We start from the raw sequence: 16,129 nt of genomic DNA, 5'->3' as shown, positions 1-16,129 counted from the left end.
TCTTTTCACCCATGCGAGTGCGGCGGATCAACAAAGCCTTGATGACGAATATTCAGTTACTGACTGATTGGTCGCTTATGCGTACGGTGGTGTCTGCTTTATAGTGCAGCAACATGGGCTTGCCGTGGCACCCTGGCATTGGCCTGTGGTCAAAAGCCCTGAACCGTCGTGACTGATAAGGACAAAGCCATGCTGGACTGGAAAAACCGCGAGGCCAAGGCCGAGCCCCGTGAGCGTGTCGATGGCCGCGGTGCTGCCGCCCGTGGCTATTTGGGTGGCCTCTGGAGCCGAGCCCTGGGAACCCTGATCGGGTTGTACCTGCTGGTCTGCATCGGCTTGGGCTGGTACTGGAGCCAGGAACCGGAGCTGTTCCCGGTGCAGCAGACCGCCCAGGCAGCCGCCGAGCGCAATGGCCAACAGATGGTGATTGGTTACACCACCATCGAAACGCTCAAGACTGTGGCCGAAACCCTGCTGAACAAGCCGGGCGGCTACATTTCCAACGATCGCTTCCCGCCGGGGTTGTGGATGGACAACATGCCGAGCTGGGAATACGGCGTGCTGGTCCAGGTGCGTGACCTGTCCCGCGCTTTGCGCAAAGACTTCGCCCGCTCGCAGTCGCAATCTACCGAGGACGCGGACCTGGCCAAAGCGGAGCCGCGCTTCAACTTCGATAACAAGAGCTGGATCCTGCCATCCAGCGAGTCTGAGTTCGAAGAGGGCATCAAATCGCTTGCGCGCTATCAGGCTCGCCTGGCTGCAGGCGACAAGGGCGCGATCTTCTACACCCGTGCCGACAACCTGAACAACTGGCTGGGCGATGTCGCCACGCGCCTGGGCTCGCTGTCGCAGCGCCTGTCGGCCAGCGTCGGCCGGGTCAAGCTCAACACCACACTGAAGACCGAGTCGGTGGTTGCCGGCCAGGCGCCGCAGGTGGACGAGGAGGTGGTGGAGACCCCATGGCTGCAGATCGACAACGTGTTCTACGAGGCCCGTGGCCAAGCCTGGGCGCTGTCGCACCTGCTGCGGGCTATCGAGGTGGACTTCGCTGACGTATTGGCGAAGAAGAATGCCACCGTCAGCGTGCGCCAGATCATCCGTGAACTGGAGGCCTCGCAAGAGGCGCTGTGGAGTCCGATGGTGCTCAATGGCAGTGGTTTCGGCATGTGGGCCAACCACTCGCTGGTCATGGCCAACTACATTTCCCGGGCCAACGCTGCGGTCATCGATCTGCGCCAGCTGCTGTCGCAGGGTTGAATATGGCCATCAGCCCCAAAGAGGCCGCCCACCGGGCGGCCTCCGACCGAGAGCTGGTTGCCTGGGTGGACGAAGCCGACCAGGTGCTTGGTGCGCTGCCAAGGGCCGAGCTGCGTGAGCGGGGCCTGATCGGCCGGTGTACCTTCATTCTGCTGTTCAACGGCGCAGGGCAACTCTGCGTACACCGGCGTACCTTGAGCAAGGCGCTATACCCAGGTTACTGGGATGTGGCAGCAGGCGGCATGGTGGCCGCGGGCGAGTCGTATGCCGTCTCGGCAGCCCGCGAGCTGGCCGAGGAACTGGGTATCGAAGGCGTGGCGCTGCAATTTCATGAGCGGTTCTATTTCGACCAGCCGGATAACCGCCTGTGGTGCGCGGTGTATTCGGCGGTGTCCGATGCGCCTTTGCGGCTGCAGCCGGAGGAGGTGAGCGAAGCGCGTTTCGTCAGCCTCGCACAGGTCGCAGAAGATCAGCATATCTACCCTTACTGCCCTGACTCCTTGGCAGCGCTGGCGCGCTACAAGGCTGCTCAGTCGTAGGCGAACTGGTCGATCAGCCCCAGGCGCGGCACCCGGGTACCGGGCTCGAGCACTGCGCCAGGGGCGATGACCGCGTTCGCACCTATCCTGCAACCATCGCCTATCAAGGCGCCGAACTTGCGCACCCCGGTGTCGAGGGTCGCCTGTGCGTGGCGAATCCTGATGACGGCCCCCTCCAGTTCATTGCGGTAGTTGGCGATGATCGCCCCGGCTTCGATATTGACGTTGGCCCCGATCAGCGAGTCGCCGACGAAGTTGAAATGGGCCAACTTGCTCGAATCGAGCATGAAGCTGCTTTTCACCTCGCAGCTTGGCCCGACGATGCAGTTGCTGGCGATGTAGACGCCGCCTCGCAGGTAGGCACCCGCAGCCACGAAGGCCCCGGGGCCAATGATGATTGCCCCTTTCAGCACTGCCCCGGGCTCGACGACGGCGGTGTGATGAATGGCATGATCACCCTGGCGCCGATACCCTGCGTCGAGGCGCGTCATCAGGGACAGGACCTGGCTTTCACATGCCTGGGTCACGCCCCATGGGGTGGGCACGGCTACGCCCAGCTCGTGCCAGCTGGCGATGAACGTACCGATTTGAGGTGTCGTCATGGGCCTGTCTCCTGGGTAAGACCCGCCAGTTTGCATCAACGCAGGCGCCGACAGGCGGCGAAGTCGCAAAACATTCGCATAATGGCGCATTCCAGTACTTAGCAATTGCCTATTTTATCGTTACACTGCGCGCCCTTTTCGGGCTGCCGCAGGTCTTGCGGCAGTAGCGCCGCCCCTGCCAGAGTGGGGCTTCGCGGTCGGCACCTGCCGACCAGTTTTTGTCCTCAGCACAGAGGAACAAAAGTGGCCAAGAAAGCTTCTTCCTTTTCCGCCCTTGGCGGTCTCGTGTTCTCCACCGACGCCGGTCGGCACTGCCCCGACTGCAGCCAGCCGGTGGATGCCTGCATCTGCAAGCAGCAAACCCTCCCCGAAGGCGACGGCATCGCCCGTGTTCGCCGTGAGAGCAAAGGCCGTGGTGGCAAGACCGTGACCACCGTCACCGGTGTACCGCTGCCGCCAGACCAGCTCAAAGCGCTGGCCACCACGCTCAAGCGCCGCTGCGGTACCGGCGGCGCCCTGAAAGACGGGGTAATCGAGATCCAGGGCGACCATGTCGAGCTGTTGATCGGCGAGCTGACCAAACAGGGTTTCAAGGCGAAAAAGTCCGGGGGCTGAGGCCATCCCGCGAGTTTTTGCCCAGCGCTTTCTAAACTCGTTCCCGCGACCAGGGTCTATTCCTGGGCACGGATGAATCGTCATTTCCAGCTTTTACACTGCGCCCGCCACCATGTGGGGCAGTGTCTTCGACTTTATAGGGGACTTGAATGTCCGTACGACGCACACGCAAAGACGATGGTAGCCAATGGACCGTGGCCGACAGCCGCAGTGTTTATGGCATCCGCCATTGGGGCGCTGGTTATTTCGCCATCAATGAAGCCGGGCGCGTCGAAGTGCGCCCCAACGGCCCTCAAAGCGCGCCGATCGACCTGTTCGAGCAGGTCGATGAGCTGCGCCAGAGCGGTTTGTCGCTGCCGCTGTTGGTGCGCTTCCCCGATATTCTGCAGGACCGCGTGCGCCAGCTGACCGGTGCCTTCGACGCCAACATCGCGCGCCTCGAGTACCAGAGCCAGTACACCGCGCTGTATCCGATCAAGGTCAACCAGCAGGAAGCGGTGGTAGAGAACATCATCGCCACGCAGAACGTTTCCATCGGCCTGGAAGCGGGCTCCAAGCCTGAGCTGCTGGCGGTGCTTGCGCTGGCACCGAAGGGCGGCACCATCGTCTGCAACGGCTACAAGGACCGTGAGTTCATCCGCCTGGCGCTGATGGGGCAAAAGCTCGGCCACAACGTGTTCATCGTCATCGAGAAAGAGTCCGAGGTGGCGCTGGTGATCGAAGAGGCCGCCGAGCTCAAGGTCAAGCCGCAGGTTGGGCTGCGCGTCCGCTTGTCGTCGCTGGCTTCGAGCAAGTGGGCAGACACCGGTGGCGAGAAGTCCAAGTTCGGCCTTTCTGCTGCCCAGTTGATTTCGGTCGTGCAGCGCTTCCGCGATGCCGGGCTGGACCAGGGCATCCGTCTGCTGCACTTCCACATGGGGTCGCAGATCGCCAACCTGGCCGACTACCAGCACGGCTTCAAGGAAGCCATCCGCTACTACGGCGAGCTCCGTGCCCTGGGGCTGCCGGTCGACCATATCGATGTAGGTGGTGGCCTGGGTGTGGACTACGACGGTACCCACTCGCGCAACGCCAGCTCGATCAACTACGACATGGACGACTATGCCGGCGTGGTGGTGGGCATGCTCAAGGAGTTCTGTGACGCCCAGGGCCTGCCGCATCCGCACATCTTCTCCGAGAGTGGTCGCTCGCTGACTGCGCACCACGCCATGCTGGTGATCCAGGTGACCGACGTCGAGAAACACAACGACGACGTGCCGACCATCGAAAACAAGGAAAGCCTGCCCGAGACCGTGCAGTGGCTGGCCGACCTGCTCGGCCCGACCGACATCGAGATGGTCACCGAGACCTACTGGCGCGCTACGCACTACATGGGTGACGTGGCGGCGCAGTACGCCGATGGCAAGATCAGCCTGAGCGAAAAGGCCTTGGCCGAGCAGTGCTACTTTGCTGTGTGCCGCCGCCTGCACAACTCGCTGAAGGCCCGCCAGCGCTCGCACCGCCAGGTGCTGGATGAACTGAACGACAAGCTGGCCGACAAGTACATCTGCAACTTCTCGGTATTCCAGAGCCTGCCGGACACCTGGGCCATTGGCCAGGTACTGCCGATCATCCCGCTGCACCGCCTGGACGAAGAGCCGCTGCGCCGCGCCGTGCTGCAGGACCTGACCTGCGACTCCGACGGCAAGATCAACCAGTACGTCGACGAGCAGAGCATCGAGACCAGCATGCCGGTGCACTCGCTCAAGGACGGTGAGGACTACCTGCTGGGGGTGTTCCTGGTCGGCGCCTACCAGGAAATTCTGGGTGACATGCACAACCTGTTCGGTGACACCGACTCGGTGAACATCTACCAGCACGCCGACGGCAGCGTGTACCACGCCGGTATCGAGACCCACGACACCATCGAAGACATGCTGCGCTACGTGCACTTGTCGCCGGAGGAGTTGATGACCCACTACCGCGACAAAGTGGCCAGCGCCAAGATCACTGCGCGCGAGCGGACCCAGTTCCTCGATGCACTGCGCCTGGGGCTGACCCGGTCTTCGTACTTGTCGTCGTGACTGGCCAGGCTGCTCCTGCTACCGCAGCAGGAGCAGCCTGGCATCAGTGAATCCACAGCCCTTTTCGTTGCAGGCGCCAGCCTGTCCAACCCAGCGTAACCGCCCGTAACGCCATGAACCCGAGAAACGCCAACCACAATCCGTGGTTGCCAAACCCACTCATGGCCCACGCCAGCGGCAATGCCATCAGCACCGAAACCAGCATCGCATTGCGCATCTCCCGCGCCCGCGTCGCACCGATGAACAGCCCGTCCAGCACGTAACTCCACACCGCAACCAATGGCAGCACCGCCAGGTACGGCAGGTACGGGTATGCCGCCGCGCGCACGCTGTCGATGTCGGTCTGCAGGTCGATGAACACATGCCCGGCCAGCAGGAACAGCCCGGCAAACCCCAGGCTGGTGATCAATGACCATCCACAGGCCACGACCAGTGAGCGGCGCAGGGTGTCCCGATCGCGGGCACCGATGGCATGGCCGCACAGGGCCTCCACGGCATGCGCCAGCCCGTCCAGGGCGTAGGCGGTGAGCAGCAGGCCGTTGAGCAGCAGTGCGTTTGCCGCCACCGTCGCTTCGCCCAAGCGTGCGCCTTGCACAGTGATCAGCAGGAACACCAGCTGCAGGGCCAGGCTGCGTAGGAAGATATCGCGGTTGACGGAAAGCAACGGCCGCCAGGCTTGCCAGCGCTTGAGTGCCGCCCAGGCGATATACCCGGGGTAGGCGCGCAGGGCAGGGCGGGTCAAGGCCAGGCCAAGCAGTGCGGCCGCCCACTCGGCGATCACCGACGCCCGCGCCGACCCCAGCACACCCCACTCCAGGCCAAGCACGAACCATAGGTTGAGAACGATGTTCAGCAGGTTGGTGGTCAGCAGAATGGCCAGCGGCGCGCGGGCATTCTGTGTGCCGAGGAACCAGCCGACCAGCGCGTAGCTGGCCAGCGCCGCTGGCAGGCCGAGCAGGCGGGTATGGAAGAAGGCCTCGGTCGATTGCTGCAAGGCTTGGCTCGGTTGCATCGCGTGCAGCGCCAGTTGGCTGAAGGGCAGGGCGAGCAGGCCGATGAGCACGGCAAAGCCCACCGCTAGCAGCAGGCCTTGCACCAGTACCTGGCGCAACGCAGCACCATCGGCACGCCCTGCGGCCTGGGCAGCGAAGCCGGTGGAGCCCATGCGCAGGAAGCCCATCAGGCCGACCATGAAGGTGAACAGCGTGGCGCCCACGGCCACTGCGCCAAGCTGATGGGCGTGGGGCAGGTGACCGATAACCGTGCTGTCTACCAAGGCTACCAATGGCACCGAGATGTTGGACAGGATCATCGGCGCGGCCAGGGCCCAGACGTTGCGGTGGGTGAGGCGGTGGCGCCAGTCGGTGGCAATTTGCGACATTTGTGTTCCTGAGAAAGCAGGCCGCTATGTGCCCTTCTGGATCGAGAGGCCGCATTGTACCGGCCAGCCACCTGCCGTTGCGCTATAGTTGCTGCCTTCACGCCTACGCTGCCTATTTAGAGTCCCCACTCCATGTTCAACAAAGGATTGTTGCTGGCCTGCGCGCTGGCCCTGCTCAGTGCCTGTGATTCCTCCACGCCAGACGAACCTGCCGCTACCGAAAAACCGGCGGCAAGCACCGCAGCCGAATCTGCGGCGCCCAAGCCTGAGGACACTGCCGAACTGGCCAAACGCTACGAGGGCCGTGAGCTCAGCGTGCTGGATGTCTCGGAAGTGCAGCTCGACGGCGCCAGTGCCCTCTCGGTCAGTTTTTCCGCGCCGTTGGACGCCAAGCAGGACTTCGCTGCCAAGCTGCATCTGGTCGATACCGTCAAAGGCAAGGTCGACGGTGCCTGGGAGCTTGCCGACAACCACATGGAGCTGCGCCTGCGGCACCTCGAGCCGCAGCGCAAACTGGTGCTGACCGTCGACAAGGGCCTGCTCGCCGTCAACGGCAAGCAGCTAGAAGGCGAATCGGTGACCCGTCTGGAAACCCGCGACATGCAACCGACCATCGGCTTCGCCAGCCGTGGTTCGCTGCTGCCGGCGCGGCTGGCCGAGGGCCTGCCGGTGATTGCCCTGAACGTCGACAAGGTCGATGTCGAGTTTTTCCGGGTCAAGCCGGACATGCTCTCGACCTTCCTGGTCAACTGGGGCCGCAACAGCAGCCTCTACGACTACCAGTCCAAGGAAACCTTGGCCCTGGCCGACCTGGTCTACAGCGGCCGGTTCGACCTCAACCCGGCGCGCAATACCCGTGAGACCGTGTTGCTGCCGATCGCCGGGATCAAGCCGCTGCAGGAGCCGGGCGTGTACCTGGCAGTGATGCGCGCGTCGGGGACCTACGATTATTCGCAGCCGGCGACGTTGTTCACCCTCAGCGACATCGGCGTATCGGCCCACCGCTATCGCGACCGCCTTGACGTGTTTGCCCAAGCCCTGGAGGGCGGCAAGGCGCTCAAGGAGGTAAACCTCGAGCTGCGTGACGACAAGGGCAAGCTGCTGGCCCAGGCCAAGACCGATGGCCAAGGCCATGCCCAACTGCCGCTCACGGCCAAGGCCGATACCCTGATCGCGACCCAGGGTGTGCATACCACACTGCTACGCCTGAACACTGCAGCGCTGGACCTGGCCGAATTCGACATCACCGGCCCGCAGGCAAACCCTCTGCAGTTCTTCATCTTTGGCCCGCGCGACCTGTATCGCCCGGGTGAGACGGTGCTGCTCAACGGCCTCTTGCGCGACCAGGATGGCAAGCCGGTGAAGGCCCAGCCGGTCAGCGTCGAGGTGCGCCGCCCGGATGAGCAGGTCAGCCGCAAGTTTGTCTGGGAGGCCGATGCCAGTGGCCTCTATCAATACCAGTTGCAACTGGCCACAGAAGCGCCGACCGGTCGTTGGCAACTGTTGCTCGACTTGGGAGGGGGGCGCAAGCAGGTCTATGAATTCCTCGTCGAAGACTTCCTTCCTGAACGCCTGGCGCTTGAACTGAAGGGCAGCGGCACACCGCTCTCGCCCGAGCAAACGGCGCAGGTCCAGGTCAATGGCCGTTACCTCTACGGTGCGCCGGCGGCGGGCAATCGGCTGAGCGGGCAGGCGTACGTGCGCCCCCTGCGCGAAGCGGTGCCTGCTTTGCCGGGGTACCAGTTCGGTTCGGTTACCGAAACCGAGCTGAACCAGGATCTGGAGCTGGATGAAGTGACCCTCGATCAGGCCGGCAAGGCCGTGATCGCTATCGAAAGCCGCTGGGCCGAAGCGCGCTCGCCGTTGCAGTTGACCGTCCAGGCCAGTTTGCAGGAGTCCGGTGGCCGTCCGATCACCCGTCGTCTCGAACAACCGATCTGGCCTGCCGGCCGCCTGCCTGGCCTGCGTGGCGTGGTCGAGGGTGAAGAAACCGACAGCGACGGCCCGGTGGAATTCGAGTTCCTGGTGGCCGACCGTGACGGCAACAAGCTCGCCGCCAGCGGCCTCAAGGTACGGCTGATTCGAGAGCGCCGCGACTACTACTGGAACTACTCGCAAAGCGACGGCTGGAGCTACAACTACAACGAAAAATTCCTCACTCAGAGCGAGGAGCAGGTGAACGTGCAAGCGGGCTCTACCGCCAAGCTGACCTTTCAGGTCGAGTGGGGCCCCTACCGCGTAGAAGTGGAAGACCCGGAGACGGGCCTGGTGTCCAGCCAACGCTTCTGGGCGGGATATCGCGCCCAGGACAATGCCGAAGGCGGCGCAGTGCGCCCTGACCAGGTCAAGCTGGCGCTGGACAAGCCGGCTTACGCTGACGGCGCGACTGCGAAGGTCACGGTAACCCCGCCAGCTGCCGGCAATGGCTACCTGATGATCGAATCCAGTGATGGCCCGCTGTGGTGGCAGGCGATCGATGTGCCCGCCGAAGGCAAGACCTTCGATGTGCAACTGGACAAACAGTGGGCTCGTCACGACCTGTACATCAGTGCCCTGGTGATCCGCCCCGGCGAGCGCAAGGCCAATGCCACGCCCAAGCGGGCCATTGGTGTGTTGCACCTGCCGCTGGGCCGCGCCGAGCGCAAACTGGCGGTCAGCCTGCAGGCAGCGGAAAAAATGCGCCCCAAGCAACCCCTGAAGGTCAGGATCAAGGCCACCAATGCCGATGGCAGTATTCCAAAACAGGCGCATGTGCTGCTGTCCGCGGTGGATGTCGGCATCCTCAACATCACCGACTTCAAAACCCCTGACCCCTACGCCAGCCTGTTCGGCCGCAAGGCCTACGGCGCCGACCAGCTGGACATCTATGGCCAACTGATCGAAGCCGGTCAGGGGCGCCTGGCCAGCCTGGCCTTCGGCGGTGACGCAGCCATGGCCAAGGGTGGCAAGCGCCCCAACACGACGGTCACCATCGTTGCCCGGCAGAGCGTGCCGGTGGCCCTGAACGAGCAGGGCGAGGGCGAGGCGAGCGTGGATATTCCCGACTTCAATGGCGAACTGCGCCTGATGGCCCAGGCTTGGACCGAGGACCACTTCGGCATGGCCGAGGGCAAGACCGTGGTGGCGGCCCCGCTGATTGCCGAACTCTCGGCGCCGCGCTTCCTCGCCGGCGGCGACCGCACCCGCCTGGCGCTGGACCTGGCCAATCTTTCCGGCCTGGCCCAGCAGCTGACTGTCGATATCAGCAGCGAAGGGCAGGTGAGCCTAACAGGGGACGCTCAGCAGCGTGTTGCCCTGGCCGAGGGCCAGCGCACCACTCTGATGATCCCGGTGCAGGCGCAGGGTGGCTTGGGCCAGGGCAAGGTGCATGTGCGGGTCAATGGCCTGCAGTTGCCGGGCGAGCCGCAAAACACCTTCGAACGTGAATGGACGCTGGGCGTACGCCCGGCGTATCCGGCCATGCTCAAGCATTACCGTGTGGCCCTCAAGGACCAGCCCTGGACGCTGCCTGAAGCCGACCTGGCAGCATTCGAACCTGCCGGGCTGGAAGCCAGCCTGGCGCTGTCGAGCCGCCCGCCACTGAACCTGGCCGAGCAGATCCGTGCCCTTGAAGCCTACCCCTACGGTTGCCTGGAGCAGACCACCAGCGGCCTGTACCCTTCGCTGTACGCCGATGCGCAGAGCCTCAAGCGGCTGGGGATCAAGGGCGAGCCGGCCGAGGTGCGCAAGCGCAAGATCGAAATGGGCATCGAACACCTGCTAGGGATGCAGCGTTACAACGGCAGCTTCGGCCTGTGGAGTTCGGACGGCGAGGAGGAGTACTGGTTGAGCGCCTATGTCACCGACTTCCTGCTCAGGGCGCGTGACCAAGGCTACGGCGTGCCGGCCGAGGCGCTGAAGAAAGCCAATGAACGCCTGTTGCGCTACCTGCAGGAGCGTAACCTGATCGAGGTCGACTACAGCGAGAACGCCGAACACACCCGGTTTGCCGTACAGGCCTACGCCGCGCTGGTACTTTCCCGCAGCCAGCAGGCGCCGCTGGGTGCCTTGCGCAGCCTGTATGAACGGCGCGCCGATGCGCGCTCTGGCCTGCCGCTGGTGCAACTGGCGGTAGCGCTGGACAAGATGGGCGACAAGCCGCGTTCGCAGCAAGCACTGCAAGCGGGCCTGGGTATCAGCCGCAGCAACGGCTGGATGGCCGATTACGGCAGCAGCCTGCGTGACCAGGCACTGATCCTGGCGTTGCTGCAGGAGAGTGGTCTGGGCAGCAACCAGGTCGATCAGCGGTTGTTCGCGCTGTCTGATGAGCTGGCAGCCAACCGTTGGTTATCGACGCAGGAGCGCAATGCGCTGTACCTGGCCGGCCGTAGTTTGCTCGATAAGCCCGAGACCCCGTGGAAGGCGCGCCTGGACAGTGCCGGCGAGGTGCGGGAGTTCAGCAATGCTGACGCTGGCATGAAGCTCGAAGGCCCGCTGTTGGCCTCGCCGCTGAGTGTGCAGAACGAGGGTAGCGAAACGGTCTACCAGCAACTGACCCTCTCGGGCTATCCACGCCAGGCGCCTACCGCGGGCGGCAACGGCATGCAGATCCGCCGTGAATACCTGGGGATGAACGGCCAGCCGCTGGACCTGCACAGTTTGCGCAGTGGCGACCTGGTGCTGGTGCATCTGGCGGTCAAGGCCACGGAGCGGGTTCCGGATGCACTGGTGGTCGACCTGTTGCCGGCGGGCCTTGAGCTGGAGAATCAGAACCTGGCGCAGAGCGCTGCCAGCCTGAACAATGCCAGCAGCGCAGTGAAGCAGTGGCGTGAGTCGATGCTCAATGCCGGCGTGGTGCACCAGGAGTACCGTGATGACCGGTACGTGGCAGCGCTCAAGCTTGACGGCTATGGCACCACTCACTTGTTGTACCTGGCACGAGCCGTGACCCCAGGCACCTACCGCATACCGCCGCCGCAAGTGGAGTCAATGTACCGCCCGAACCTCCAGGCGGTTGGCGACGGCCAAGGCGACCTGACGGTTGGGGGGCGCTGACGCGCAGCTGCAAGCTGCAAGCTGCAAGCTACAAGCTACAAGCTACAAGCTACAAGCAAAGCGGATCGGCGTCGTGCCTGCTTTTTCTTGCAGCTTGAAGCTTGCAGCTTGCAGCTTCCGGCTCGCAGCTCAGCGAATGACCCAGCTCATCACCCACAACCCGAGCACCAGCCAGATGATCCCGAGGATGATCGAGGCGCGCATGAAGGCACGGATTGCCGAGTACAGCAGCAGCAGGCCGACGATCAGGGCAAGAATGCTGATCAGTGAGGTGTCCATGCCCAGAGTGCGCGCAAGACCATCGATGAAGTTGCCCCCGGCATTGGCCAGCAGGTTGAACAAGCCGCTCAACGCATCGACGATGAAGCGGATCAACGAACCCAGTGCCTGGCCAAGCCACTCGAAAAAACCTTCTACATGCATAGTTGCTTCCTGATGTACGAATCGGCGAGTTTGCCGTCCCCAAGCCTTTGGCCATCACCTGGCCCGGTCGGTTCCCGATGCCTAGCTTAGCGCGGCCGCGCCACCGCGCGGCAAGGATCCTGCGCGCCAGCGTGGTGGCGTTGGTGGGGCTGGTCGGCCTGTTGTGGTTGGCTGACCGCATCTGGCCATTGCCCATGCCGGCAGATGACCTGGCGCGGGTGGTGCTGGCCGAAGACGGCACGCCCTTGTGGCGCTTCGCCGATGCCCAGGGCGTGTGGCGCTACCCGGTCAGCCCGCAAGAGGTTTCGCCTTTGTACCTGCAGGCCCTGCTGACCTACGAGGACCGTTGGTTCTACCACCACCCAGGGGTCAACCCCCTGGCGCTGGTGCGCGCGGCATGGCTGAACGTGCGCGGTGGGCGTGTTGTTTCAGGTGGCAGCACGCTGTCGATGCAGGTGGCGCGCCTACTCGATCCTCACGACCGCACGCTGGCAGGCAAGCTGCGGCAACTGTGGCGTACGGCGCAGCTGGAATGGCACCTGTCCAAGCAAGACATTCTGCAGATCTACCTCAACCGGGCGCCCTTCGGCGGTACGTTGCAGGGCGTGGCGGCGGCCAGTTGGGCGTACCTCGGCAAGTCACCGATGCACCTCACACCTGCCGAAGCGGCGCTGCTGGCGGTATTGCCCCAGGCACCCAGCCGGTTGCGCCCCGACCGTCACCCCGCACGCGCCCAGCGTGCCCGGGACAAGGTGCTGCAGCGCCTGGGCGAGTATCAGGTATGGCCCGCCTGGCAGATCAAGGAAGCTGCCGAAGAAGCGTTGTTGTTGGCCCCGCGTCACGAGCCAGCCCTGGCACCACTACTGGCGCGCCGGCTGAACACTCCCGGTAGCCCGCCATTGATCCGCACCACGCTCGATGCCTCGTTGCAACGGCGCCTGGAAGACCTGCTGCTGGGCTGGCGTGCTCGCTTGCCCGAGCGTACTTCTGCAGCCGTGCTGGTGGTGGATGCGCACAGCATGGCCGTGCGCGCCTACCTGGGCTCGATCGACCTTGCCGATGAGCGCCGTTTCGGCCACGTCGACATGGTCCACGCCTTGCGCTCACCAGGCTCGACCCTCAAGCCGTTCCTCTATGGCATGGCCCTGGACGACGGCCTGATCCATTCCGAATCGCTGCTGCAGGATGTGCCGCGCCGCTATGGTGATTACCGGCCTGGCAACTTCTCGATGGGTTTCAGCGGCCCGGTCTCGGCCAGTTCGGCGCTGGCCTTGTCGCTGAACCTGCCGGCGGTGCAGTTGCTCGAAGCGTACGGGCCCAAGCGCTTTGCCGCGCAACTGCGCATGGCCGGTATGCCGCTGGCGCTGCCGCCATTGGCCGAGCCTAACCTGTCGTTGATCCTCGGTGGCGCAGGCAGCCGCCTGGAGGAACTGGTGGGTGGTTATGCGGCATTGGCCCGCGGCGGCAACAGTGCGCGGGTGCGTTTGCAACCGCAGGACCCACTGCTGGAGCGGCGCCTGCTGTCGCCGGGGGCGGCGTGGATCATCCGGCGGATTCTCAGCGGCCAGGCGCGACCGGACCGTGATCCGCACGCGCAGTGGCTGCAGCGCCCACAGTTGGCCTGGAAAACCGGTACCAGCTATGGCTTTCGCGATGCCTGGTCGATCGGCGTGGGGCCGCGTTACCTGATTGGCGTGTGGATTGGCCGGCCCGACGGCACGCCAGTACCCGGCCAGTTCGGCCTGGCCTCGGCAGCGCCGCTGATGCTGCAGATTCACGACCTGCTGACCAACCGCGATAGCCAGCGGGGCCTTGGCGTGCCGGTCGAGCACGTGCCTGCCAGCATTGGCGTGGCCGCGATCTGCTGGCCGCTGGGCCAGCCAATGAGCCGGCAAGACCCCAACTGCAGGCGCCAGCGCTTCGCCTGGACCCTGGACGGCACCACTCCGCCGACTCTGCAGGCAGCCGATCAACCGCTTGGGCTGGGTTTGCATGAGCAGGTCTGGGTCAACGCGCAGGGGCTGCGGGTGGATGGCACTTGCCCGGGTGCCCACGCGCGCGATATAGCCCTTTGGCCAGCCCCGCTCGAGCCTTGGCTGGCGCGGGTCGAGCGGCGTGCGGCGCGGTTGCCGGCCGTGGACCCCAGCTGCCCGCCGCAGGTGCCTGCCACAGCACCGCCCCTATCGATCGTCGGTGTACGCCCAGGCGACAACCTGCGCCGCCCGGCCACCAGCCGCGAGCCATTGCAACTGCAGGTTTCGGCCCTGGGTGGGGGTGGGCGACGCTGGTGGTTCCTCAACGGCCAGCCCCTTGGCCAGACCGAGGGGCAGGGCAGCATGCGGGTACGCTTCGAACAGGCTGGGCAGAATGAGCTCAGCGCACTCGATGAGAGCGGTGAAACTGCGCGGGTGGCATTTCAGGTCAGCGAGTAACCGGTCGACGTTTAGCGGGGCAGCACCTACGCTTGCTGGTGATGGGTGTGGCCGGCCGACGCCCCGGCGCCCAAGGGATTGTGGAGCGTCCTATGCGTCTTGCGGTCGTGCCCCCGTTGCTGCTGACCTGGGCCAGCCTGGCCCTCGCCGAGCCGTTGCCGGCGTTTCTCGACACCCAGGAATACGAGCGCCGTCTGCCGACCGCCAACCTGCCGGTGGATACCTATCGCCCCGTGACACCGGCGCTGCAGGTCGTGTTGCCCACTGCCCCCACCCGCGTGCCGTCAGAAGCCCGGTTCGTGCTGCACAAGGTGCGTTTTGAAGGCGGTACGGTTTACCCGCTGAGTGAATTGCGTGAGCACTATCAAACATTGATCGGGCACCAGATATCCGTGGGCGATCTGCAGCAATTCACTGAGCGACTGACCCAGCGTTACCAGCATGATGGCTACCCGCTGTCGTATGCCTACCTGCCACCTCAGGACTTTGCCGAGGGCCGTGTGCAGGTGGTGCTGGTGGAAGGGTACATCAAAGAATATGAGCTGCTGGGTGATATCGGCCCGTCTGCGCTCCACCTCAAGCAGATGACAGCACGCCTGCTGGCCGAGCGGCCACTGACCCAGGAGACGCTCGAGCGCTATGTCGGCGCGGCGCAGCGGATACCGGGTATCAATGTGAAGGCGGAGGTGGTGGTAGGGCGCGCCCCTGAAGAGGCAAACCGTCTGAGGGTACGTGCATGGCACAGACCCGTTGATGCTGGCGTGACCCTGAGTGACGGCAGCCGCGGAGGGCCGCAGGCGCTGTTCAAACTCGCCAGCAATGGCCAGACGCGCTTTGCCGAGCAACTGGCTGCGAGCTTTCTGCTATCGCCCGGTGGCGACCACGTTGATTACCAGCGCCTGGATTACAGCCAGCCTCTGGACGCTCAGGGCAGCCAATTGCTGTTAGCCGTAGCGCGGTACCGCAGCGAGCCGCGTACACGCGTGCGCCTGGATCACGGTGCCGACATCGATCAGCGGCTCGAGAGTGAGCGTTATTCAGTTGGTCTCGGCCAGCCGCTGATGATTGCGCCGAACGAATGGGTGAACGTGGCCGGGCGTTTCTATTCGGTCGGGGAGCACATCGAGTATCGGTCCGGCGGCTTACCCGAGTACGACTCCTCTGTTCGCGCGCTGTCATTCGAAGGCGATTGGCGCAAGGCTGACCACCGTCGCCTGCGTATCGCCAGTGCCGGGGTCTACCAGGGTATGGACTATCTGGGGGCGCGCAGCGATGCGGACTACGACATGGACTTTCTGCGCTTTCGAATCGCTGGGCTGCAGAGCGACCAACTGTCTGACAACTGGCAGAGCGTGGTGGCGGCCGCAGTGCACTGGAGTGACGACAGGCTGCCCGAGAGTGAGCGGGCGGCGTTTGGCGGGCAGCATTTCGGCCGCGGCTACCCAAGCGACCAGGCTGCGGGTGACAAGGGCTGGGGTGTGGCTTACGAGCTCAACTACAGCATCAGGCCTGGCCGTGCCTGGTTGCAACGGGTGCAGCCCTATGCGGTACTCGATGCAGCGCACGCCTGGTACAACGGCGGGCCTTTCGAGGATGCGCACCTCAGTTCAGTAGCGCTGGGCGTGCGCCTGGCAGGCGCGCGGTATGGCAATGTGGCGCTGGAGGTCGCCAAGCCGCTGGCGGATGTGGCACTGGACAGCCTGAACCGTGGGCCGCGGCTGATGCTGAGTGTCAGCTATCAGTTGGATTGAGCCACCGGCTTTAGGCCCTATCGACGGTTTGC

10 protein-coding genes are annotated in these 16,129 nt (G+C 64.3%); 7 read left to right on the top strand and 3 right to left on the bottom strand.

The window, feature by feature from the left end:
• Window positions 1–189 precede the first annotated feature (189 nt).
• Together ACIPZH_RS16070 and ACIPZH_RS16065 are read left to right on the top strand one after the other, a co-directional pair.
• Window positions 190–1,257, top strand: coding sequence for a DUF2333 family protein (locus ACIPZH_RS16070; RefSeq protein ID WP_400636859.1), 1,068 nt, complete (start codon window positions 190–192; stop codon window positions 1,255–1,257).
• A gap of 2 nt (window positions 1,258–1,259) precedes the next feature.
• Window positions 1,260–1,796 (top strand): NUDIX hydrolase, encoded by a 537-nt coding sequence (locus ACIPZH_RS16065; protein ID WP_241806177.1) that lies wholly within the window; start codon window positions 1,260–1,262, stop codon window positions 1,794–1,796.
• On the opposite strand, the gene ACIPZH_RS16060 is transcribed toward ACIPZH_RS16065, so the two are convergent.
• The gene (locus ACIPZH_RS16060) at window positions 1,787–2,398 is read right to left on the bottom strand and encodes a transferase (protein ID WP_400636858.1); all 612 of its coding nucleotides are present in this window, start codon (window positions 2,396–2,398) and stop codon (window positions 1,787–1,789) included. The genes ACIPZH_RS16065 and ACIPZH_RS16060 overlap by 10 nt on opposite strands.
• A gap of 243 nt (window positions 2,399–2,641) precedes the next feature.
• Here ACIPZH_RS16060 and ACIPZH_RS16055 point away from each other — a divergent pair, with 243 nt between their 5' ends.
• Both ACIPZH_RS16055 and speA read left to right on the top strand, forming a co-directional pair.
• Window positions 2,642–3,013 carry a translation initiation factor Sui1 gene (locus tag ACIPZH_RS16055; RefSeq protein ID WP_241806175.1) on the top strand — a complete coding sequence of 124 codons (372 nt, stop codon included), beginning with the start codon at window positions 2,642–2,644 and terminating at the stop codon, window positions 3,011–3,013.
• 149 nt (window positions 3,014–3,162) lie between these two features.
• The gene (gene speA / locus ACIPZH_RS16050) at window positions 3,163–5,076 is read left to right on the top strand and encodes an arginine decarboxylase (protein WP_241806174.1); all 1,914 of its coding nucleotides are present in this window, start codon (window positions 3,163–3,165) and stop codon (window positions 5,074–5,076) included.
• Window positions 5,077–5,119: 43 nt separating this feature from the next.
• On the opposite strand, the gene ACIPZH_RS16045 is transcribed toward speA, so the two are convergent.
• Complete coding sequence (locus tag ACIPZH_RS16045; protein ID WP_400636857.1) at window positions 5,120–6,457, bottom strand: MATE family efflux transporter; 1,338 nt, start codon at window positions 6,455–6,457, stop codon at window positions 5,120–5,122.
• 132 nt (window positions 6,458–6,589) lie between these two features.
• Between ACIPZH_RS16045 and ACIPZH_RS16040 the strand changes: the two genes are divergently transcribed.
• Window positions 6,590–11,491 (top strand): alpha-2-macroglobulin family protein, encoded by a 4,902-nt coding sequence (locus ACIPZH_RS16040; protein ID WP_400636855.1) that lies wholly within the window; start codon window positions 6,590–6,592, stop codon window positions 11,489–11,491.
• 129 nt (window positions 11,492–11,620) lie between these two features.
• Here the strand turns inward: ACIPZH_RS16040 and ACIPZH_RS16035 are convergent, their stop codons facing one another.
• Window positions 11,621–11,914 (bottom strand): hypothetical protein, encoded by a 294-nt coding sequence (locus tag ACIPZH_RS16035; protein WP_241806171.1) that lies wholly within the window; start codon window positions 11,912–11,914, stop codon window positions 11,621–11,623.
• A 77-nt stretch (window positions 11,915–11,991) separates the two neighbouring features.
• Here ACIPZH_RS16035 and pbpC point away from each other — a divergent pair, with 77 nt between their 5' ends.
• Window positions 11,992–14,346, top strand: a complete 2,355-nt coding sequence (gene pbpC / locus ACIPZH_RS16030; RefSeq protein WP_400636854.1) for a peptidoglycan glycosyltransferase PbpC — start codon at window positions 11,992–11,994, stop codon at window positions 14,344–14,346.
• A 92-nt stretch (window positions 14,347–14,438) separates the two neighbouring features.
• Window positions 14,439–16,097: a ShlB/FhaC/HecB family hemolysin secretion/activation protein gene (locus ACIPZH_RS16025; protein ID WP_400636853.1), complete on the top strand. Its 1,659-nt coding sequence runs from the start codon at window positions 14,439–14,441 to the stop codon at window positions 16,095–16,097.
• Window positions 16,098–16,129: the final 32 nt, after the last annotated feature.

The organism is Pseudomonas sp. NPDC089758 (assembly GCF_044748705.1).
In the GTDB taxonomy this organism is placed as follows: domain Bacteria; phylum Pseudomonadota; class Gammaproteobacteria; order Pseudomonadales; family Pseudomonadaceae; genus Aquipseudomonas; species Aquipseudomonas putida_X.
The sequence above is the reverse complement of the archived record's forward strand: the minus strand, read 5'-3'. Positions and strand labels throughout refer to the sequence as shown.

Excerpts from the sequence above, each read along its gene's own strand:
- ACIPZH_RS16040 (WP_400636855.1), top strand. The coding sequence starts at position 6,590 with ATGTTCAACAAAGGATTGTTGCTGGCCTGCGCGCTGGCCCTGCTCAGT.
- ACIPZH_RS16065 (WP_241806177.1), top strand. The coding sequence starts at position 1,260 with ATGGCCATCAGCCCCAAAGAGGCCGCCCACCGGGCGGCCTCCGACCGA.
- speA (WP_241806174.1), top strand. The coding sequence starts at position 3,163 with ATGTCCGTACGACGCACACGCAAAGACGATGGTAGCCAATGGACCGTG.
- ACIPZH_RS16070 (WP_400636859.1), top strand. The coding sequence starts at position 190 with ATGCTGGACTGGAAAAACCGCGAGGCCAAGGCCGAGCCCCGTGAGCGT.
- ACIPZH_RS16025 (WP_400636853.1), top strand. The coding sequence starts at position 14,439 with ATGCGTCTTGCGGTCGTGCCCCCGTTGCTGCTGACCTGGGCCAGCCTG.
- pbpC (WP_400636854.1), top strand. The coding sequence starts at position 11,992 with ATGCCTAGCTTAGCGCGGCCGCGCCACCGCGCGGCAAGGATCCTGCGC.
- ACIPZH_RS16045 (WP_400636857.1), bottom strand. The coding sequence starts at position 6,457 with ATGTCGCAAATTGCCACCGACTGGCGCCACCGCCTCACCCACCGCAAC.
- ACIPZH_RS16035 (WP_241806171.1), bottom strand. The coding sequence starts at position 11,914 with ATGCATGTAGAAGGTTTTTTCGAGTGGCTTGGCCAGGCACTGGGTTCG.
- ACIPZH_RS16060 (WP_400636858.1), bottom strand. The coding sequence starts at position 2,398 with ATGACGACACCTCAAATCGGTACGTTCATCGCCAGCTGGCACGAGCTG.